Source organism: Streptomyces asoensis, assembly GCF_013085465.1.
GTDB classification, from domain to species: Bacteria; Actinomycetota; Actinomycetes; order Streptomycetales; family Streptomycetaceae; genus Streptomyces; species Streptomyces cacaoi_A.
Genome location: NZ_CP049838.1, coordinates 9,514,982 through 9,529,496 on the forward strand (window position 1 = coordinate 9,514,982; position 14,515 = coordinate 9,529,496).

The window sequence follows — 14,515 nt, forward strand, 5'->3', positions numbered from 1 at the left end:
GCCCGACTCGCGCGATCCGGGCGGCTTCTCGCCTGCGACTGGCGAGGCGCCTGCCATGATCGTCGCCATGGGCATACAGATCGCACCGGCCGGCGTCGCCGACTTTCACCAGGTCCTGACCGATCACCCCCGTTACTGGGGCGAACGCGACCTTCGATCGCTGCACCTTCTGGCACTGGTGCAGGAGTTCGGTTCCACCTGCCTGGTCGCCCGAGCCGAGGACGGCATCCGTGGGTACGTCTTCGGGTTCGTCACGCCGGAAGGCACCGGGTACGTGCATCTGATCGCCACGCGGGACGACGCCCGCGGCACGGGTCTCGGGCGTCGCCTGTACGCGGCGTTCGCCGAAGCGGCGGAACGTCAAGGCGCACGGCGGTTGAAGGCGATCACGTCGGTCGCGAACACCGGCTCGATCGCCTTCCATCGCAGTCTCGGCTTCGAGGTGAAGATCGTCGACGACTACAACGGACCGGGCCGGGCCATGGCCGTCTTCGACCGAGATCCGGTCGTACCGGCCTTTGTTCCGTAGCTCAGCCGCGGGCGAATTCGAGGAGGTCCTTGTTGAACTTCTCGGCGAACTTCGGAACCATGGCCAATCCGTGGGGCGCACCGGAATACACCTTGTACACCGCGTCCTTGACCAGCTTCGAGCTCTTGTCGCCCGAAGCGACGATGGGAACGATCTGGTCGTCGTCTCCGTGCACGATCAGCGTCGGGACGTCGATCTTCTTGAGGTCCTCGGTGAGATCCGTCTCGGAGAATGCCTTGATGCAGTCGTACGCGCCCTTGATGCCCACCGTCATTCCCCAGAGCCAGAACTCGTCGCGAGTTCCCTGGGTGACGGTCGAATCGTCACGGTTGGCACCGTAGAAGGGTGCGCTGAGGTCCTTGTAGTACTGGGAGCGGTCCGTTGCCACGCCCGCACGGATCTCGTCGAAGACCTCGATGGGCAGCCCCTCCGGATTCGCGTCCGTCTTCAGCATCAGCGGGGGGATGGCGCCGACCAGGACGGCCTTGGCGACACGGCTCGAACCGTGTCGACCGATGTAGCGCGTCACTTCACCGCCGCCGGTGGAGTGACCGACCAGAATGACGTCGTGCAGGTCGAGTTCTTCGATGACCGCAGCGAGATCGTCGGCGTAGGTGTCGAGATTGTTGCCGTCCCAGCTCTGTCCTGAGCGGCCGCCGCCTCTCCGGTCGTGGGCTATGGCCCGGAATCCGTTGTCCGCCATCAGCTTCAGTTGTGGATCCCAGGCGTCGGCGGTGAGCGGCCAGCCGTGGGAGAACACGACCGGCCGGCCCGAGCCCCAGTCCTTGAAGAAGATCTTTGTGCCGTCCTTGGCGGAAGCAAAGGGCATGACTTTTCCCTCTCGTGCCGTTCCGGAACTCCGCAGCAGGCGGGTTCGATGCTCGAATCGGGTTGTCGAAGAACGTGCCGCGCCCAGCAGAGGAACGCACGCAAGGTCGACGGCCAGGTCAGCGCCGAGTGGCGACCGTGGGAGCACGTCTCCGGGAAACTGTAGTCGAGGAGCGGTTGCGCGGCGCGTCGGCCGTGAGGCCGGATCACGGCAGGAGTCGCGGACGTCCACGGGCTGACCGGCAACCTTCGGCGGTGCCCGTGGCCGTCGCAGCCGTGGACCGGTGACCCGTTCACGGACGACACTTCTCCCGGTTGCGTCGTGGACCCCCGGATTCCGTGGTCCAGCCCGTCGGACGGGGGCTCGCGCCCCGTGCGGCGGCCGTCCGGCACCCGCCTTGTCAGTGTGGCGAGGACGCCTGTATAACGTTGTAAAAGTCAAGTATGGGGGCTCGGCGCTCGCCCACGGCGACGACCCCGTAGCCGCACCGACCGTCATCCCGTCGGGACGCTGCGAAAGGGAATGCCGTGCGGGTCAGCCTCAAGGACGTCGCCGCGCACGCGGGGGTCTCCATCAAGACCGTCTCCAACGTGGTGAACAACTACCAGCACGTCACGCCCGCCATGCGCGAGCGCGTCCAGCGGTCCATCGACGTGCTCGGCTACCGGCCCAACCTGGCCGCCCGGCATCTGCGCAAAGGGCGTACGGGCATCATCGCGCTCGCCCTGCCCGAACTCGGCAACCCCTACTTCGCCGAGCTGGCCGCCGCCGTCATCGACGCCGCCGCCGCGCACGAGTACATCGTGCTGCTGGACCACACCGGGGGGCACCGCGAGCAGGAGATCCTGGTCAGTCAGGGTTTCCGGGCGCGGGTCATCGACGGTCTCATCCTCAGTCCCATCGAGCTCGAGACCGAGGACCTGCGCGACCGGGTGGAGAACGTACCGCTGGTGCTGCTCGGCGAACGCGACTACGACCTGCCGTACGACCACATCGCCATCGACAACGTCGCCGCCGCCCGCGCCGCCGTCCGGCATCTGAACGGGCTGGGGCGGCGGGAGGTGGCCTTCATCGGCGCCCGGCGCGGTCGCAGTGAGCCCGCGCAACTGCGCGTGCGCGGCTGGCGCGAGGAGCTGACCGCGGCGGGCCTCCCGGCCGACGACGGGCTCGTCGCCGCCACCGACGGGTGGGGCCACGCGGACGGGGCGGCCGCCATGAACCGCATCCTGGAATCCGGGCGGCGCCCCGACGCGGTGTTCGCCTACAACGATCCGATGGCCATCGGCGCGATGCGCGTCCTGCACGAACGGGGACTGCGCGTCCCCGAGGACATCGCCGTCGTCGGCTTCGACGACGTGGTCGAGGGACGCTTCGGCGCGGTGACCCTCACCTCCGTGTCGCCGGACAAGGGGGCCATCGGCCGTCTCGCGGTCGAGTCGGTGCTGGCGCGGCTCGGCGGCAACGAGGTGCCCGCGCCGCGCCGCGTCTGGGCGGACTACCGCCTCGTGGAGCGGGAGAGCACCCTGGGGCGGGCGGCGGCGGGCGGCGGCGACCGCGGGTGACCTCCAGGGCGGTGCGTATGCGAATCGCCTTCTGCCCGAACCTTCGCAAGGCTGCGTGACGCGCCCGCCGTCTCGACGATCCGGTCAAGTGCCCGCAGCGTTCGGTGTGTTGGCCGGTCGGTCACCCACCTTCTGACGTCCGTAGTCGAGCGGATCGCCAACTCCGCTGTGCTGGACGGGCGTTGCTCTTTGCATGTGCGGTCGCGAGCGGCGCGGTTCCAGGTGGCGCGTCCTCGCGAGCCTGTCGGTTCGCCCCGACGGCGCCGCGGAGCGCCTGAATTCCCCGGCGGTGACGCGTTCCCCGCCGCTGCCGATGAGGCCGCAGAGGCGGGTGGTGTTCCCCGACTCGCTCGCGGCGAGCCCCGCACAGTGCGTGCACAGGGGGTTTACAGCACTCTTCCAACGATGTAAAAACCTCTGTGCGGCGGGTCGAACGACCTTTCCCGCCAGGGGAGAAGCACCTTTCTCGGCACGGCTACTGCTCAGGTACTGCTCGGCTACGGCACGACCAGGCTCGACCTTGCTCGACCTCTGCTCGTTCACCACCTCCCCATGGTTCTTTCCGCGTCGCCCGGATCGGGGTCACCATGCAGCGCACCACGCACCGTCGTCGTCTTCTCGCCCGTCCCGTGGTCGTCTCCCTGGCCGCGGCGGTGGCGTTGACCGCCACCTCCTGCGCGAAGTCGGAGGACGACACGTCGAGCGACACCAAGTCCTCGGCCGCCGCCGACGCCGCACAGAAGGTCGCCTCGCCCGAGCCGGGCGGCAAGACCTGCACCGTCGACGCGTACGGCGGTGGGAAGTCGGATCTCGAGAACGCCACCGTCGGCTTCTCCCAGTCGGAGAAGGAGGCCAATCCGTTCCGCATCGCCGAGACGCAGTCCATCAAGGACGAGGCGAAGAAGCGGGGCGTCAAGCTGCTGACGGCCAACGCCCAGTCGCAGTTCTCCAAGCAGATCAGCGACGTCCAGGACCTGTTGGCCAAGGGCGCCGACCTGCTGGTCATCGCGCCGCTCAACTCCGACGGCTGGGATCCGGTGCTCCAGGCCGCCGCGGCCAAGAAGGTCCCCATCGTCACGATCGACCGCAAGATCAACGCCACCGCGTGCAAGGACTACGTCTCCTTCATCGCCTCCGACTTCGTCGAGCAGGGCCGGCGCGCCGCCGACCGGATGATCGAGGCGACCGGCGGCAAGGGCGAGGTCGCGATCCTCCTCGGCTCGGCGGGCAACAACGTCACCACCGAGCGCACCAAGGGCTTCAAGGACCGGATCGCCGAGAAGGCGCCGGACCTGAAGGTGGTCTTCGAGCAGACCGGCGACTTCGCCCGCGAGAAGGGCCAGCAGGTCACCGAGCAGCTCATCCAGTCGAAGCCCGGCATCAAGGGGATCTACGCCGAGAACGACGAGATGGGCCTGGGCGCGGTGGCCGCGCTGAAGGGCGCCGGCAAGAAGGCGGGCGACGTCGAGATCGTCACCGTGGACGGCACCCGCAACGCCGTCCAGGGCATCGTGGACGGCTGGATCAGCGGTGTCGTCGAGTCCAACCCGCGCTTCGGACCGCTGGCCTTCCAGACGCTGGACACCTTCACCAAGGGCGAGAGCGTCGCGCAGGACATCGTCATCGAGGACGGCGCCTACACCCCGGACAACGCCAAGTCGGGTATCGGCAAGGCTTACTGACCTGCCGTCAGGGGCCCGCCCACCGCGGGCCCCTCCCGCTCTCCGTCACTTCCTGCACCGCACCGCACCGCATCCTGGAGGCGCAGGTGGCACCCCCCGCCGAAGTGCTCGCCGTCCGCGGACTGAGCAAGACCTTCCCCGGCGTCCGGGCCCTGGACGACGTGGACCTGACCCTGCACGCCGGTGAGGTCCACGCCCTGATCGGCGAGAACGGCGCCGGCAAGTCGACCCTCATCAAACTCCTCACCGGCGTGTACCGGCCCGACGCCGGCGAGATCGTCTTCCAGGGCCGCAAGGTCTCCTTCGCCACCCCGCTGGAGGCCCAGAAGGCCGGGATCTCGACCATCTACCAAGAGGTCAACCTGATCCCGCTGCTCAGCGTGGCCCGCAACCTGTTCCTCGGCCGCGAGCCGCGCAACCGGTTCGGCGTGCTGGACATGGGCCGTATGAACCGCGAGGCCGAACAGACCCTGAGCACCTACGGGGTGAGGGTGGACGTCCGCAGGCCGCTGCGCACCCTCGGGGTCGGCGCCCAGCAGATGGTCGCCCTGGCCCGCGCGGTCGCCACCGAGGCGCGCGTCGTCGTCATGGACGAGCCGACCTCCTCCCTCGAACCACGTGAGGTCGAGACCCTGTTCTCGGTGATCCGGAGCCTGCGGGACGCGGGCATCGCGGTCGTCTACGTCAGCCACCGCCTGGACGAGCTGTACGCCGTGTGCGCCACCGTCACCGTGCTGCGCGACGGCCGACGGGTGCACCGCGGCCGGCTCGCCGACCTCGACCGCCTCTCCCTGGTGTCGACGATGCTCGGCCGGGATCTGGGGGAGGTCCGCGAGGAGGGCCTCACCAAGTTCACCGGCGACCACGGCACAGCCGACGCCGAACCGGTGCTCACCGCCTCGGACCTGACGGTGCCGCACAAGCTGCACGGCGTCTCCCTCGGCATCCGCCCCGGCGAGGTCGTCGGCCTCGGCGGACTGCTCGGCTCCGGACGCACCGAGACCGCGAAGACCATCGCCGGCGCCCTGTCCGCACGCTCGGGCGGCGTCACGGTGGCCGGGGTGCCCCTGCGCACCGGCTCGACCCCGGCGGCCATCCGCGCGGGGATCAGCCTGCTGCCCGAGGACCGCAAGAGCGAGGGCATCGTCCCCGGCCTGTCGGTGCGGGAGAACATCGCGCTGGCCGTGCTGCCCCGGCTGTCCCGCTTCGGTCTGGTCTCCGAGGCCCGCGTCGACAGCGTCGTCGACACCTTCATCGAGCGGCTGCGCATCAAGGCGTCCTCACCGCACCAGAAGGTCGGCGAACTGTCCGGCGGGAACCAGCAGAAGGTGCTGCTCGCCCGGTGGCTCGCGATGAACCCCAAGGTGCTGCTGCTCGACGAGCCCACCCGTGGCATCGACGTCGGCGCCAAGGCCGAGGTGCAGAAACTCGTCGACGAACTGGCCGCCGACGGCCTGGGCGTCCTGCTCATCTCCTCCGACCTGGAGGAACTCATCGAAGGGTCCGACCGCGTGGTCGTACTGAAGGACGGCGCCGTCGTCGGCGAGCTGACCGGCGACGACGTCACGCAGGACAAGCTCATGCGGACCATCGCCGGGAACGACCCCGCGCGGGACGCGGGCGAGGAGGCGGCCGTCGATGGCTGAAGCCACCCTCCGCACCGCCCCGCTGGACAGGACCCGCCTCGTGCAGTGGCTCCAGACCTACGGCGTCTACGCCGGTGTGGCGGCGCTGCTCGTCGTCAACGCCGTCATCACCCCGCACTTCCTGACCGCGGAGAACTTCCGTACCCAGGCCGTCCAGGTCGCCCCCGTCATCATCGTCGCCCTCGGCATGGCCCTGGTCATCGGCACCGAGGGCGTCGACCTGTCGGTGGGCGCCGTGATGGCGCTGGCGGCCTCCGTGACCGCTCTCTACCTCGGCTACGGTCTGCTGCCCTCGCTGCTGGTGGTCGCGCTGTTCGCGGCAGGGGTCGGGCTGGCCAACGGCGCGCTGGTCGCGTTCGTCGGGGTGCAGCCGATCGTCGCCACGCTGGCGCTCATGGTCGGCGGCCGCGGACTCGCCCTGGTGCTGCTGCCGCAGCTGAAGGACCTGCGCAACCCCTCGCTGGCCTCCCTGGGCTCCGGCGACGTCCTCGGCGTCCCCTACCTGATCCTGATCGCCGCGGCCCTGGCGCTGCTGGTGGCCTTCGTGGTGCGCCGCACCACCTTCGGACGCCAGCTCCTCGCCATCGGCGACAGCCGCCCCGCCGCCCAGCTGGCGGGCCTGCCCGTGCGACGCGTGCTGATCATCGTGTACGTCGTCTGCGCGCTCCTCGCCGCGGTCGCGGGCGTGCTGGCCACCGCCCGCCTCCGGGCCGGCGACCCCACCTCACTGGGCAACCTGATGGAGCTGTCCGCGATCACCGCGGTCGTCGTCGGCGGGACCCCGCTGACCGGCGGCCGGGTCAACATCGGCGGCACCGTGGCGGGAGCCGTCCTCATCCAGCTCCTCACCGCCACCCTCATCAAGCACGATCTGCCGCCCTCCTGGACCCAGATCGCCCAGGCCATCGTGATCGTCGCCGCGGTCTACGCGGCACGGGGACGGGGGAAGCGTTGACCACCACGAACACGGACGTACCCGTGACCACTGCCAGTATCGAACCGCCGCAGGACGCCCACCCGGTGGGCTCCGCACGCTCCGAACGGCTGAGCGCCCTCGTCCAGCAGCACGGTGCATCGGCCGTCCTGCTGATCGTCTCCATGGTGGCGTCGTTCTCCTTCGACTCCTTCGCCACCGGCGACAACATCAGCAACATGGCGACCAGTTCGGCCTTCCTGGCGATCGTCGCCCTCGGCATGACCTTCGTCATCGTCACCGGCGGGATCGACCTGTCCGTGGGCTCCCTGTTCGCCCTCGGCGGCGTCCTGGCGGCCTGGGGATCGCGCCACGGCACCCTGGTGGCCCTGCTGCTGCCGCTCGCCGTCTGCGGGTTGATCGGCGTCGTCAACGGCCTGCTGGTCGCGCGCTCCCGCCTCGCGCCCTTCATCGTCACCCTCGCGGCCATGCTGGGCGCGCGCGGACTGATGCTGGCGCTCACCGACGAGGGCGCCGACACCTACCTGATCGGCAAGGGCTCCTTCCTCGCCGAGCTCGGCCAGGGCAGCACCCTCGGCCTCGCCAACCCGGTGTGGATCACGCTGGGCCTGTTCGTCGGCGGAGCCGTCGTCCTGCGCCGGACCCGCTTCGGGCAGCACGTCTACGCGGTCGGCGGCAACGAGGACGCCGCCGCCCTGATGGGCGCCCCGGTGGCCCGCACCAAGATCCTCGTCTACGCCCTGTCGGGACTGCTCGCCGGACTGGCGGGCGCCCTCAACGCCGCCTGGCTCGCCTCCGGCGTGACCATCCTGGGCAGCGGCATGGAACTGGAGGCCATCTCCGCCGTCGTCATCGGCGGCACCCTGCTGACCGGTGGGCTCGGCTACGTCAGCGGTTCGCTGGTCGGGGTTCTGCTGCTGAAGGTGATCCAGAACGTCATCAACCAGATCGGCTCGCTCGACTCCTCCTACCAACAGGTCGTCAGCGGCGCCTTCCTGGCGGTGGTCGTCATCGCCCAGACCTGGCTGGGCCGCCGCCGACAACTCATGTGACAAGCCCGGGACCAGCCCCGGACGGCGGCGGAGCCTGGCCCGGCCCCGCCGCCGCGTCCGGTTCCGGGCGGCCGGACCTCCCCCGGCCGTCTCTTGCACGCGCACGTCTCCCCACCCCACGAGTCAAGGAGGCACGATGCGTCGAGTACCCGCAGGCCGAAGGCCGTTCGCCCGGATGGGACGACCAGCGCGGTGGGCCATCACCGCGCTCGCCGCGCTCACCCTGGTCGGCGGCACGGCACTGACCGCCACCGCCCCCGCGGCCGCGGCCGCCACCGCCCCCGCGGCCGCCGCCGCACGGGCGTGGACGCCCAAGCCGTCGCCGATGACCACCCCGTGGACGAACCAGGTCCCCACCGACACCCCCCTCCCCGAATACCCCCGCCCGCAGCTGACCCGCCCGGACTGGGCCAACCTCAACGGCATCTGGGACTTCGCGGTCACCTCCGCGGACGCCGGCCGGCCCGCCTCGTTCACCGAACGGATCCGGGTCCCGTTCGTCGCCGAGTCCGCGCTCTCCGGCATTCAGCGCAAGATCACCCAGAACGACAAGCTCTGGTACCAGCGCACCTTCACCGTCCCGTCGGACTGGAACGGCCGCCGCGTCCAGCTCAACTTCGGCGCCGGCGACTGGCGTACGACCGTGTGGGTCAACGGCCGTCAGGCCGGGGCCGCCCACAGCGGCGGCTACGACGCCTTCTCCTACGACATCACCGACCTCCTGAACGGCGGCACCAACACCCTGGTGGTCTCCGTCTGGGACCCCACCGAGACCGGCAGCCAGGCCGTCGGCAAGCAGCGCATCCGTGACGTCGCCCCGCACGCCGGCGGCGGCATCTTCTACACCGCCGCGTCCGGCCTCTGGCAGACGGTGTGGCTGGAGCCGACCGCGCCCGCGTACGTCAGCCGCCTCGACCTGGTCCCGGACCCGGCGAACAGCCGCCTCAAGGTGACCGTCCGGGGCACCGGCACCAGCGGCCACCAGGCCCGCGTCACGGTCTCCACCGGTGGCACGACCGTGGGCACGGCCACCGGCGCCGTCGGCACCGAGTTCACCGTGCCCGTCCCCAACCCGCACCTGTGGAGCCCGGACGACCCGTTCCTCTACGACGTCAGGGCCGACCTGCTCTCCGGCACCACGACCGTCGACTCGGTCGGCAGCTACACCGGCATGCGCACCATCGGCCTGGCCAGTGTGGGTGGCATGCAGCGCCCGGTCCTGAACGGGAAGTTCGTCTTCCAGACCGGCACCCTCGACCAGGGCTACTGGCCGGACGGCATCTACACCGCGCCCACCGACGCGGCCCTCCGTCACGACCTCCAGAAGCACAAGGATCTGGGCTTCAACATGGTCCGCAAGCACATCAAGGTGGAGCCGCAGCGCTGGTTCTACTGGGCCGACCGGCTCGGACTGCTGGTCTGGCAGGACATGCCGGCCATGGACCTGCGCACCCCCGACACCGCGGCGCGCACGCAGTGGGAGGCCGAGTACGACCGCGTCATCGACCAGCACCGCAGCTCGCCGTCCCTGGTGATGTGGGTCGACCAGAACGAGGGCTGGGGCCAGTACGACCAGGCCCGCATCGCGGCCGAGGTCAAGGCGTACGATCCGACGCGCCTGGTGAACAACATGAGCGGCGTCAACTGCTGCGGCTCCGTCGACGGCGGCAACGGCGACGTCGTGGACCATCACGTCTACGTGGGCCCCGGCACCACCGTGCCCAGCGACACCCGGGCCGCCGTGCTCGGCGAGTTCGGCGGACTCGGGTTCAAGGTCGCCGGACACGAGTGGTACCCCGGCGGCGGCTTCAGCTACGAGGACCAGCCCGACCTCGCGCACCTGAACAACCGGTTCGTGGGCCTGCTGGACGCGATCCGCGAGGTGCGCATGCCGCGCGGCCTGTCCGCGTCCGTCTACACCGAGATCACCGACGTCGAGAACGAGGCCAACGGCCTGCTCACCTACGACCGTCAGGTGGTCAAGGTCGACGAGGCCCGGGTCAGGGCCGCCAACCGCGCGCTCATCGACGCGTCCCAGGCCTCGACCACCCCGGTCACCCTGCCCGTCGACCAGTACAAGTCCCTGCGGGTGACGACACCCGGATACACCGACCGCTATCTGCGCCACAGGGACGGCGCGGGCTTCACGGAGGTCGTCACCGGTGGCAGCGACGCGTTGCTGAGGAACGACGCCACCTGGAGGATCGTCCCCGGCCTGGCCGGCAGCGGCTGCTACAGCTTCGCGTCGCGCAACTACCCCGGCCAGTACCTCCGCCACCGCGAGTACCGCGTCTACAAGGAGTCCGGCAGCACCGACCTGTTCCGCGCCGACGCCACCTTCTGCCCTGTCCGGGGCGCGAACGGTGCCGTGCGGCTGTCGGCGTACGACTTCCCCGAGCAGTATCTGCGGCACTACAACGCCGAGTTGTGGCTGGCCACCCCGGGCGGTACGCACACCTGGGACAACCCCGCCCTGTTCACCGAGGACACGACATGGTCCGTGGAGGCGCCCTGGGCGCCGTGACCGGTCTCCTTGTCTCCGCAGGCCGGTCAGAGGTCGAGGACGACCTCCGCCACCGGAGTGCCGCAGCACACGAGGGCTGTACCGGGCTCGGGGAGTTCCAGGGGCGGGGTGGTGTAGGTGACGTCACCCGACACAAGAGGTGTGACGCAGGTGTGGCAGACGCCGGTGCGGCAGGACCAGCGGGTGGGGATGTCACAGGCCTCGGCGAGTTCGAGGAGCGAGGCGTGTGCGGCGGACCAGGGGGTGGCGAGACCGCTGCGGGCGAAGGTGACCAGGGGGCCGGTCCCCGTGGGACCGGGCGGCTGGTGCGGCCGGATCGCAGCGCCGGCGGTGACGCCGGGGTTGATGGCGGGCAGCGCGCTGAACTGCTCCGTGTGGATCCGCGCGGCACTCACTCCGTGCGCGCGCAGCCCGGCGCCGAGGTCGTCCATGAAGGCGGTCGGGCCGCAGAGATAGACGTCGGCGTCGGCGGGAATGCCCAGGGCCGCGAGCGACTCGGCGGTCGGCCGGCCCTGGACGACTCGGCGATCAGCGGGCCGCGGTGCGGGCCCCGCGGTGTAGTAGATGTGCTCGTGGGCGTCGGGGAGTTGTGCCAGCAGCGCGCGGGCCTCGTCGGCGAAGGCGTGGTGGGCGCGGTCGTGGGCGGTGTGGATCCACCAGACGGGCCGCGGATCGCGGGTGGCGGCGAGCCGGTGGAGCATGGCGAGCACGGGGGTGACGCCGATCCCCGCGGAGACCAGGACGACCGGGCGGTCGCCTTCTTCGAGTACGAACGTCCCGCGTGGACTCGCGACGTCGACGAGGTCGCCGGGGTGCAGCGCGGTGTGGAGGTAGCCGCTGACCTGCCCGTGGGGCTCGTGCTTGACACTGATGCGGTAGGCGCCGGAGCCGGGCGCGGAGGACAGGGAGTAGCTGCGTACCGCGGGGGCGCCGTCGCCGACGGGGAGTCGCAGGGACAGATACTGACCGGGCCGGGACGGGGGCAGGCAGGTGCCGTCGACGGTGTCGAGGTGGATCGACGAGACGGTGGGGGTCTCCCGGACGACGCGCGCGACGCGCAGGGCCTTGAACCCGGGCCATCCCGGCTCGCTCCCGGGCTGCCGTGCGGCGACGAGCTCCTGAAAGGACTGCCGCCAACCAGGGCTCAGCGCGGGGATGTCGAGCGCTCTGCGCAGCTTGGCCGGGTCGCGGTCGGGCAGGTAGAGCAGCGCGTCGATGTCGGCGACGCTGAGTTCCTCCGGGCCCTTGCGGACCAGGGTGATCTCGTCGCCGGCCTCGACGCGCCCTTCGTTGATCACTCTGAGGTAGAAGCCGGGGCGGTGGTGGGCGACCAGCAGGGAGGCCATGGCCGGTTCGCCCAGGCGCATGCCGACGCGGTAGCAGGTGACGCGCGGCTGGGTGACCTCGAACTCGGCTTCGCCGATGCGGTACCGGTCGCCGATGCACACCTCGTCGTCGGGCAGGCCGTCGACGGTGAAGTTCTCCCCGAAGATCCCGAAGGTCAGGTCGTCGCGGCCGAGGTGCTTCCGCCAGTACTGGTAGGACTGGAGCTGGTAGACGAGGACGGCACGGATGTCTCCGCCGTGCCCGGCCAGATCGCCCTGTCCGTCTCCCTCGACATTCAGCCGTCGCACCATCCGCGGGCCGTCCACCGGGGACTTCCAGGCCGAGGTGTGGACGGTCCTGCCCTGCCAGGAGACGTCCTGGGGCAGGCCTACGTTGACGGAGAGCAGCGTCACCATCGCGGACCTCCTGGGGATGTCCGGCCGGGCCGGCCCCCCCCATGGCGCTCTTCGGTGCGCCGAATCCGATACTAGTTCGCGAGCGGACGCCGCCGCGATACGGCGACGGCGCGGTCCGGTCGTCGTCCCGCTCACGGTTGCGGGCGGCGGCTCCGCGGTCCGCACCCGGTGCGCTCCTCATGCGCCGCCGGACATCGACGTCGTCCTCGCCCGCGGCGTGAGGCTCAGCGTGACGGGAACGTCCACGACTGGCGGATCAAGGCGCCGAGGAGCTTCTGGCCGTCACCGTCGTCGGCCACGTCTCCCTGGGCAGACATGGAAATGGTGAAGGAGCTTCCCCGGGTGCCCCGCATCCAGGGACCGTTACAGGTGCGGACGTACGTGGACCGCTGCATGCGGCTGGTGTACCAGTTCTGGCTCGAGCAGCGGCCGATCGAGGGTGCGCCCGAGCCGGCACGCCAACCGCCGTCGATGATCACGTTCTTGAATGTCATGCTCGGGTTTTTCAATGCGCGCCCGGCCGGGCAGGAAATTCCACCGGACGGCGGGATTCCGACACTCAAGGAGCAGTCGGTCGGCCAGTCGACGCGGAATTGCCACCGGCCGCGCACCAGCCGGTAGCCGTTCGCCGAGGCCGCCGTCCATTCCAGGCAGAGCCTCTCGGACACCCGGGACCACTGTGCGCTCGTCTGCCAGACCTTGCTGTTCGTGTAGTCGGAGCAGGCCACCTGGGTGGCGGGTTCCGCTGCCGAGGCCGATGGGCTGCCGACCGACACGCTCAGCAGACACAAAGACGCCGCGGTGACCAGTCCGCGGATGAACCTTCGATTCCCTTGCAACATTCGCCCCCCATTTCGCTTTCACCCGCGAACGTGACAGGTCGCGAAGGTGAAATCTGGAATGTCCCACATGATGCAGCACGCGGGCGCGCCGAAAATTGTGGAATCTCGAAAAGGGTGGGTCGGCGAGAAGGAACTACGTATATCGGTGGGGCGTGCGAAAGCGCGCGGGGCAAGCGCGGGCGGCGCGTGCGAGCGCCGTCGCGGCCGTCCCTGGGCCGCGGTCGACCGGTGATCGGTGGCGCGGCCCCGCCCCGCGAGAGGACAAGGCCGCCACCGTCCACCAAGCGCAGCGCCCTAGGTCGTGTCCGCAAAGTCAGGGGAGCCAGAGTCGTAGGCAGGCGAGGGTGACCAGGGCCTGGTAGTGGCGGGCGCGTTTGTCGTAGCGGGTGGCCAGGGCTTTGTTGTGCTTGAGCCTGTTGAAGCAGCGTTCGACGACGTTGCGCCGGCGGTAGGCCGCGCGGTTGAGCCGGCACCGGCTCTCGCCTCGCCGGATACGGCCGTTGATCTGGTCGATCCGCTCGGGGATGGCGGCCTTGATGCCTCGTCGGCGGAGATAGGTGCGGATCTTCGTGGACGAGTAGCCCTTGTCGGCGGCCACCAGTTCCGGCCGGGTGCGAGGACGGCCCGGCCCGCACCGCTCGATGCGGATGCGGGCCATGACCTGCTCGAACTGGGTGCAGTCGTTGACGTTGCCAGCGGTGAGGGTGAAGGCCAGGGGTCGTCCCCGGCCGTCGCAGGCGAGGTGGATCTTCGTGGTCAGTCCGCCGCGGGACCGGCCGATCGCCTCGCCCGGCCAGGGCCCCCTTTTCGGGCCCCGGCGGCATGCTGGTGGGCCCGCACGGTCGTGGAGTCGATGCATACGATCGACCAGTCGACGGCTCCCACGGCGTCGGAGTGCTGTTGGACGTGGGCGAGCAGGCGGTCCCAGGTGCCGTCCGCCGACCAGCGGCGAAAGCGTTCGTAGACGGTCTTCCACGGCCCATAGCGCTCGGGCAGATCCCGCCAGGCCGCGCCGGTGGACAGCTTCCACCAGATCCCGTTCACCACTTGGCGGCGGTCCCGCACCGGCCGGCCCATCCGGGGAGGGGCCAGCAACGGTTCGATCACCGCCCACGACTCATCGCTCAGCTCATGACGACGCACCATGAACCGACCAACGAGCAAGCGACTTTG

10 protein-coding genes and 1 pseudogene are annotated in these 14,515 nt (G+C 70.2%); 7 read left to right on the plus strand and 4 right to left on the minus strand.

The features are described from left to right. Window positions 1–55 precede the first annotated feature (55 nt). On the plus strand, window positions 56–529 hold the full coding sequence (locus tag G9272_RS42140; RefSeq protein WP_171402411.1) for a GNAT family N-acetyltransferase: 474 nt from the start codon (window positions 56–58) through the stop codon (window positions 527–529). Between the two features lies 1 nt (window position 530). Here G9272_RS42140 and G9272_RS42145 read toward each other — a convergent pair whose 3' ends face one another. Further along, window positions 531–1,358, minus strand: coding sequence for an alpha/beta fold hydrolase (locus G9272_RS42145; RefSeq protein ID WP_171401463.1), 828 nt, complete (start codon window positions 1,356–1,358; stop codon window positions 531–533). A 527-nt stretch (window positions 1,359–1,885) separates the two neighbouring features. Here G9272_RS42145 and G9272_RS42150 point away from each other — a divergent pair. The 6 genes from G9272_RS42150 to G9272_RS42175 all read left to right on the plus strand — a co-directional run bounded on the left by G9272_RS42150 (window position 1,886) and on the right by G9272_RS42175 (window position 10,758). Next, on the plus strand, window positions 1,886–2,920 hold the full coding sequence (locus tag G9272_RS42150) for a LacI family DNA-binding transcriptional regulator (protein ID WP_171401464.1): 1,035 nt from the start codon (window positions 1,886–1,888) through the stop codon (window positions 2,918–2,920). A 587-nt stretch (window positions 2,921–3,507) separates the two neighbouring features. Beyond that, on the plus strand, window positions 3,508–4,602 hold the full coding sequence (locus G9272_RS42155) for an ABC transporter substrate-binding protein (protein ID WP_171401465.1): 1,095 nt from the start codon (window positions 3,508–3,510) through the stop codon (window positions 4,600–4,602). A gap of 86 nt (window positions 4,603–4,688) precedes the next feature. Continuing rightward, entirely contained in the window at window positions 4,689–6,248 is a 1,560-nt protein-coding gene (locus G9272_RS42160) for a sugar ABC transporter ATP-binding protein (protein ID WP_171401466.1), read from the plus strand. Then, a complete protein-coding gene (locus tag G9272_RS42165) occupies window positions 6,241–7,203 on the plus strand; it encodes an ABC transporter permease (RefSeq protein WP_171401467.1) in 963 nt (320 codons plus the stop codon). The genes G9272_RS42160 and G9272_RS42165 overlap by 8 nt, the downstream gene beginning before the upstream one ends. Continuing rightward, complete coding sequence (locus G9272_RS42170) at window positions 7,200–8,234, plus strand: ABC transporter permease (protein WP_171401468.1); 1,035 nt, start codon at window positions 7,200–7,202, stop codon at window positions 8,232–8,234. The genes G9272_RS42165 and G9272_RS42170 overlap by 4 nt, the downstream gene beginning before the upstream one ends. A gap of 136 nt (window positions 8,235–8,370) precedes the next feature. Continuing rightward, the gene (locus tag G9272_RS42175) at window positions 8,371–10,758 is read left to right on the plus strand and encodes an AbfB domain-containing protein (protein WP_171401469.1); all 2,388 of its coding nucleotides are present in this window, start codon (window positions 8,371–8,373) and stop codon (window positions 10,756–10,758) included. Window positions 10,759–10,784: 26 nt separating this feature from the next. Here G9272_RS42175 and G9272_RS42180 read toward each other — a convergent pair whose 3' ends face one another. From G9272_RS42180 to G9272_RS42190, 3 genes and pseudogenes are all read right to left on the minus strand, one after another. Next, window positions 10,785–12,500 (minus strand): MOSC and FAD-binding oxidoreductase domain-containing protein, encoded by a 1,716-nt coding sequence (locus tag G9272_RS42180; protein ID WP_171401471.1) that lies wholly within the window; start codon window positions 12,498–12,500, stop codon window positions 10,785–10,787. Window positions 12,501–12,724: 224 nt separating this feature from the next. Next, on the minus strand, window positions 12,725–13,342 hold the full coding sequence (locus G9272_RS42185; protein WP_171401472.1) for a hypothetical protein: 618 nt from the start codon (window positions 13,340–13,342) through the stop codon (window positions 12,725–12,727). A gap of 313 nt (window positions 13,343–13,655) precedes the next feature. Next, window positions 13,656–14,488, minus strand: a pseudogene (locus G9272_RS42190) (IS5 family transposase). Between the last annotated feature and the right edge of the window lie 27 nt (window positions 14,489–14,515).

Bases quoted from the DNA above. Each gene is read 5' to 3' on its own strand.
- G9272_RS42175 (WP_171401469.1), top strand. From the start codon at position 8,371: ATGCGTCGAGTACCCGCAGGCCGAAGGCCGTTCGCCCGGATGGGACGA.
- G9272_RS42180 (WP_171401471.1), bottom strand. From the start codon at position 12,500: ATGGTGACGCTGCTCTCCGTCAACGTAGGCCTGCCCCAGGACGTCTCC.
- G9272_RS42145 (WP_171401463.1), bottom strand. From the start codon at position 1,358: ATGCCCTTTGCTTCCGCCAAGGACGGCACAAAGATCTTCTTCAAGGAC.
- G9272_RS42155 (WP_171401465.1), top strand. From the start codon at position 3,508: ATGCAGCGCACCACGCACCGTCGTCGTCTTCTCGCCCGTCCCGTGGTC.
- G9272_RS42185 (WP_171401472.1), bottom strand. From the start codon at position 13,342: ATGTTGCAAGGGAATCGAAGGTTCATCCGCGGACTGGTCACCGCGGCG.
- G9272_RS42165 (WP_171401467.1), top strand. From the start codon at position 6,241: ATGGCTGAAGCCACCCTCCGCACCGCCCCGCTGGACAGGACCCGCCTC.
- G9272_RS42140 (WP_171402411.1), top strand. From the start codon at position 56: ATGATCGTCGCCATGGGCATACAGATCGCACCGGCCGGCGTCGCCGAC.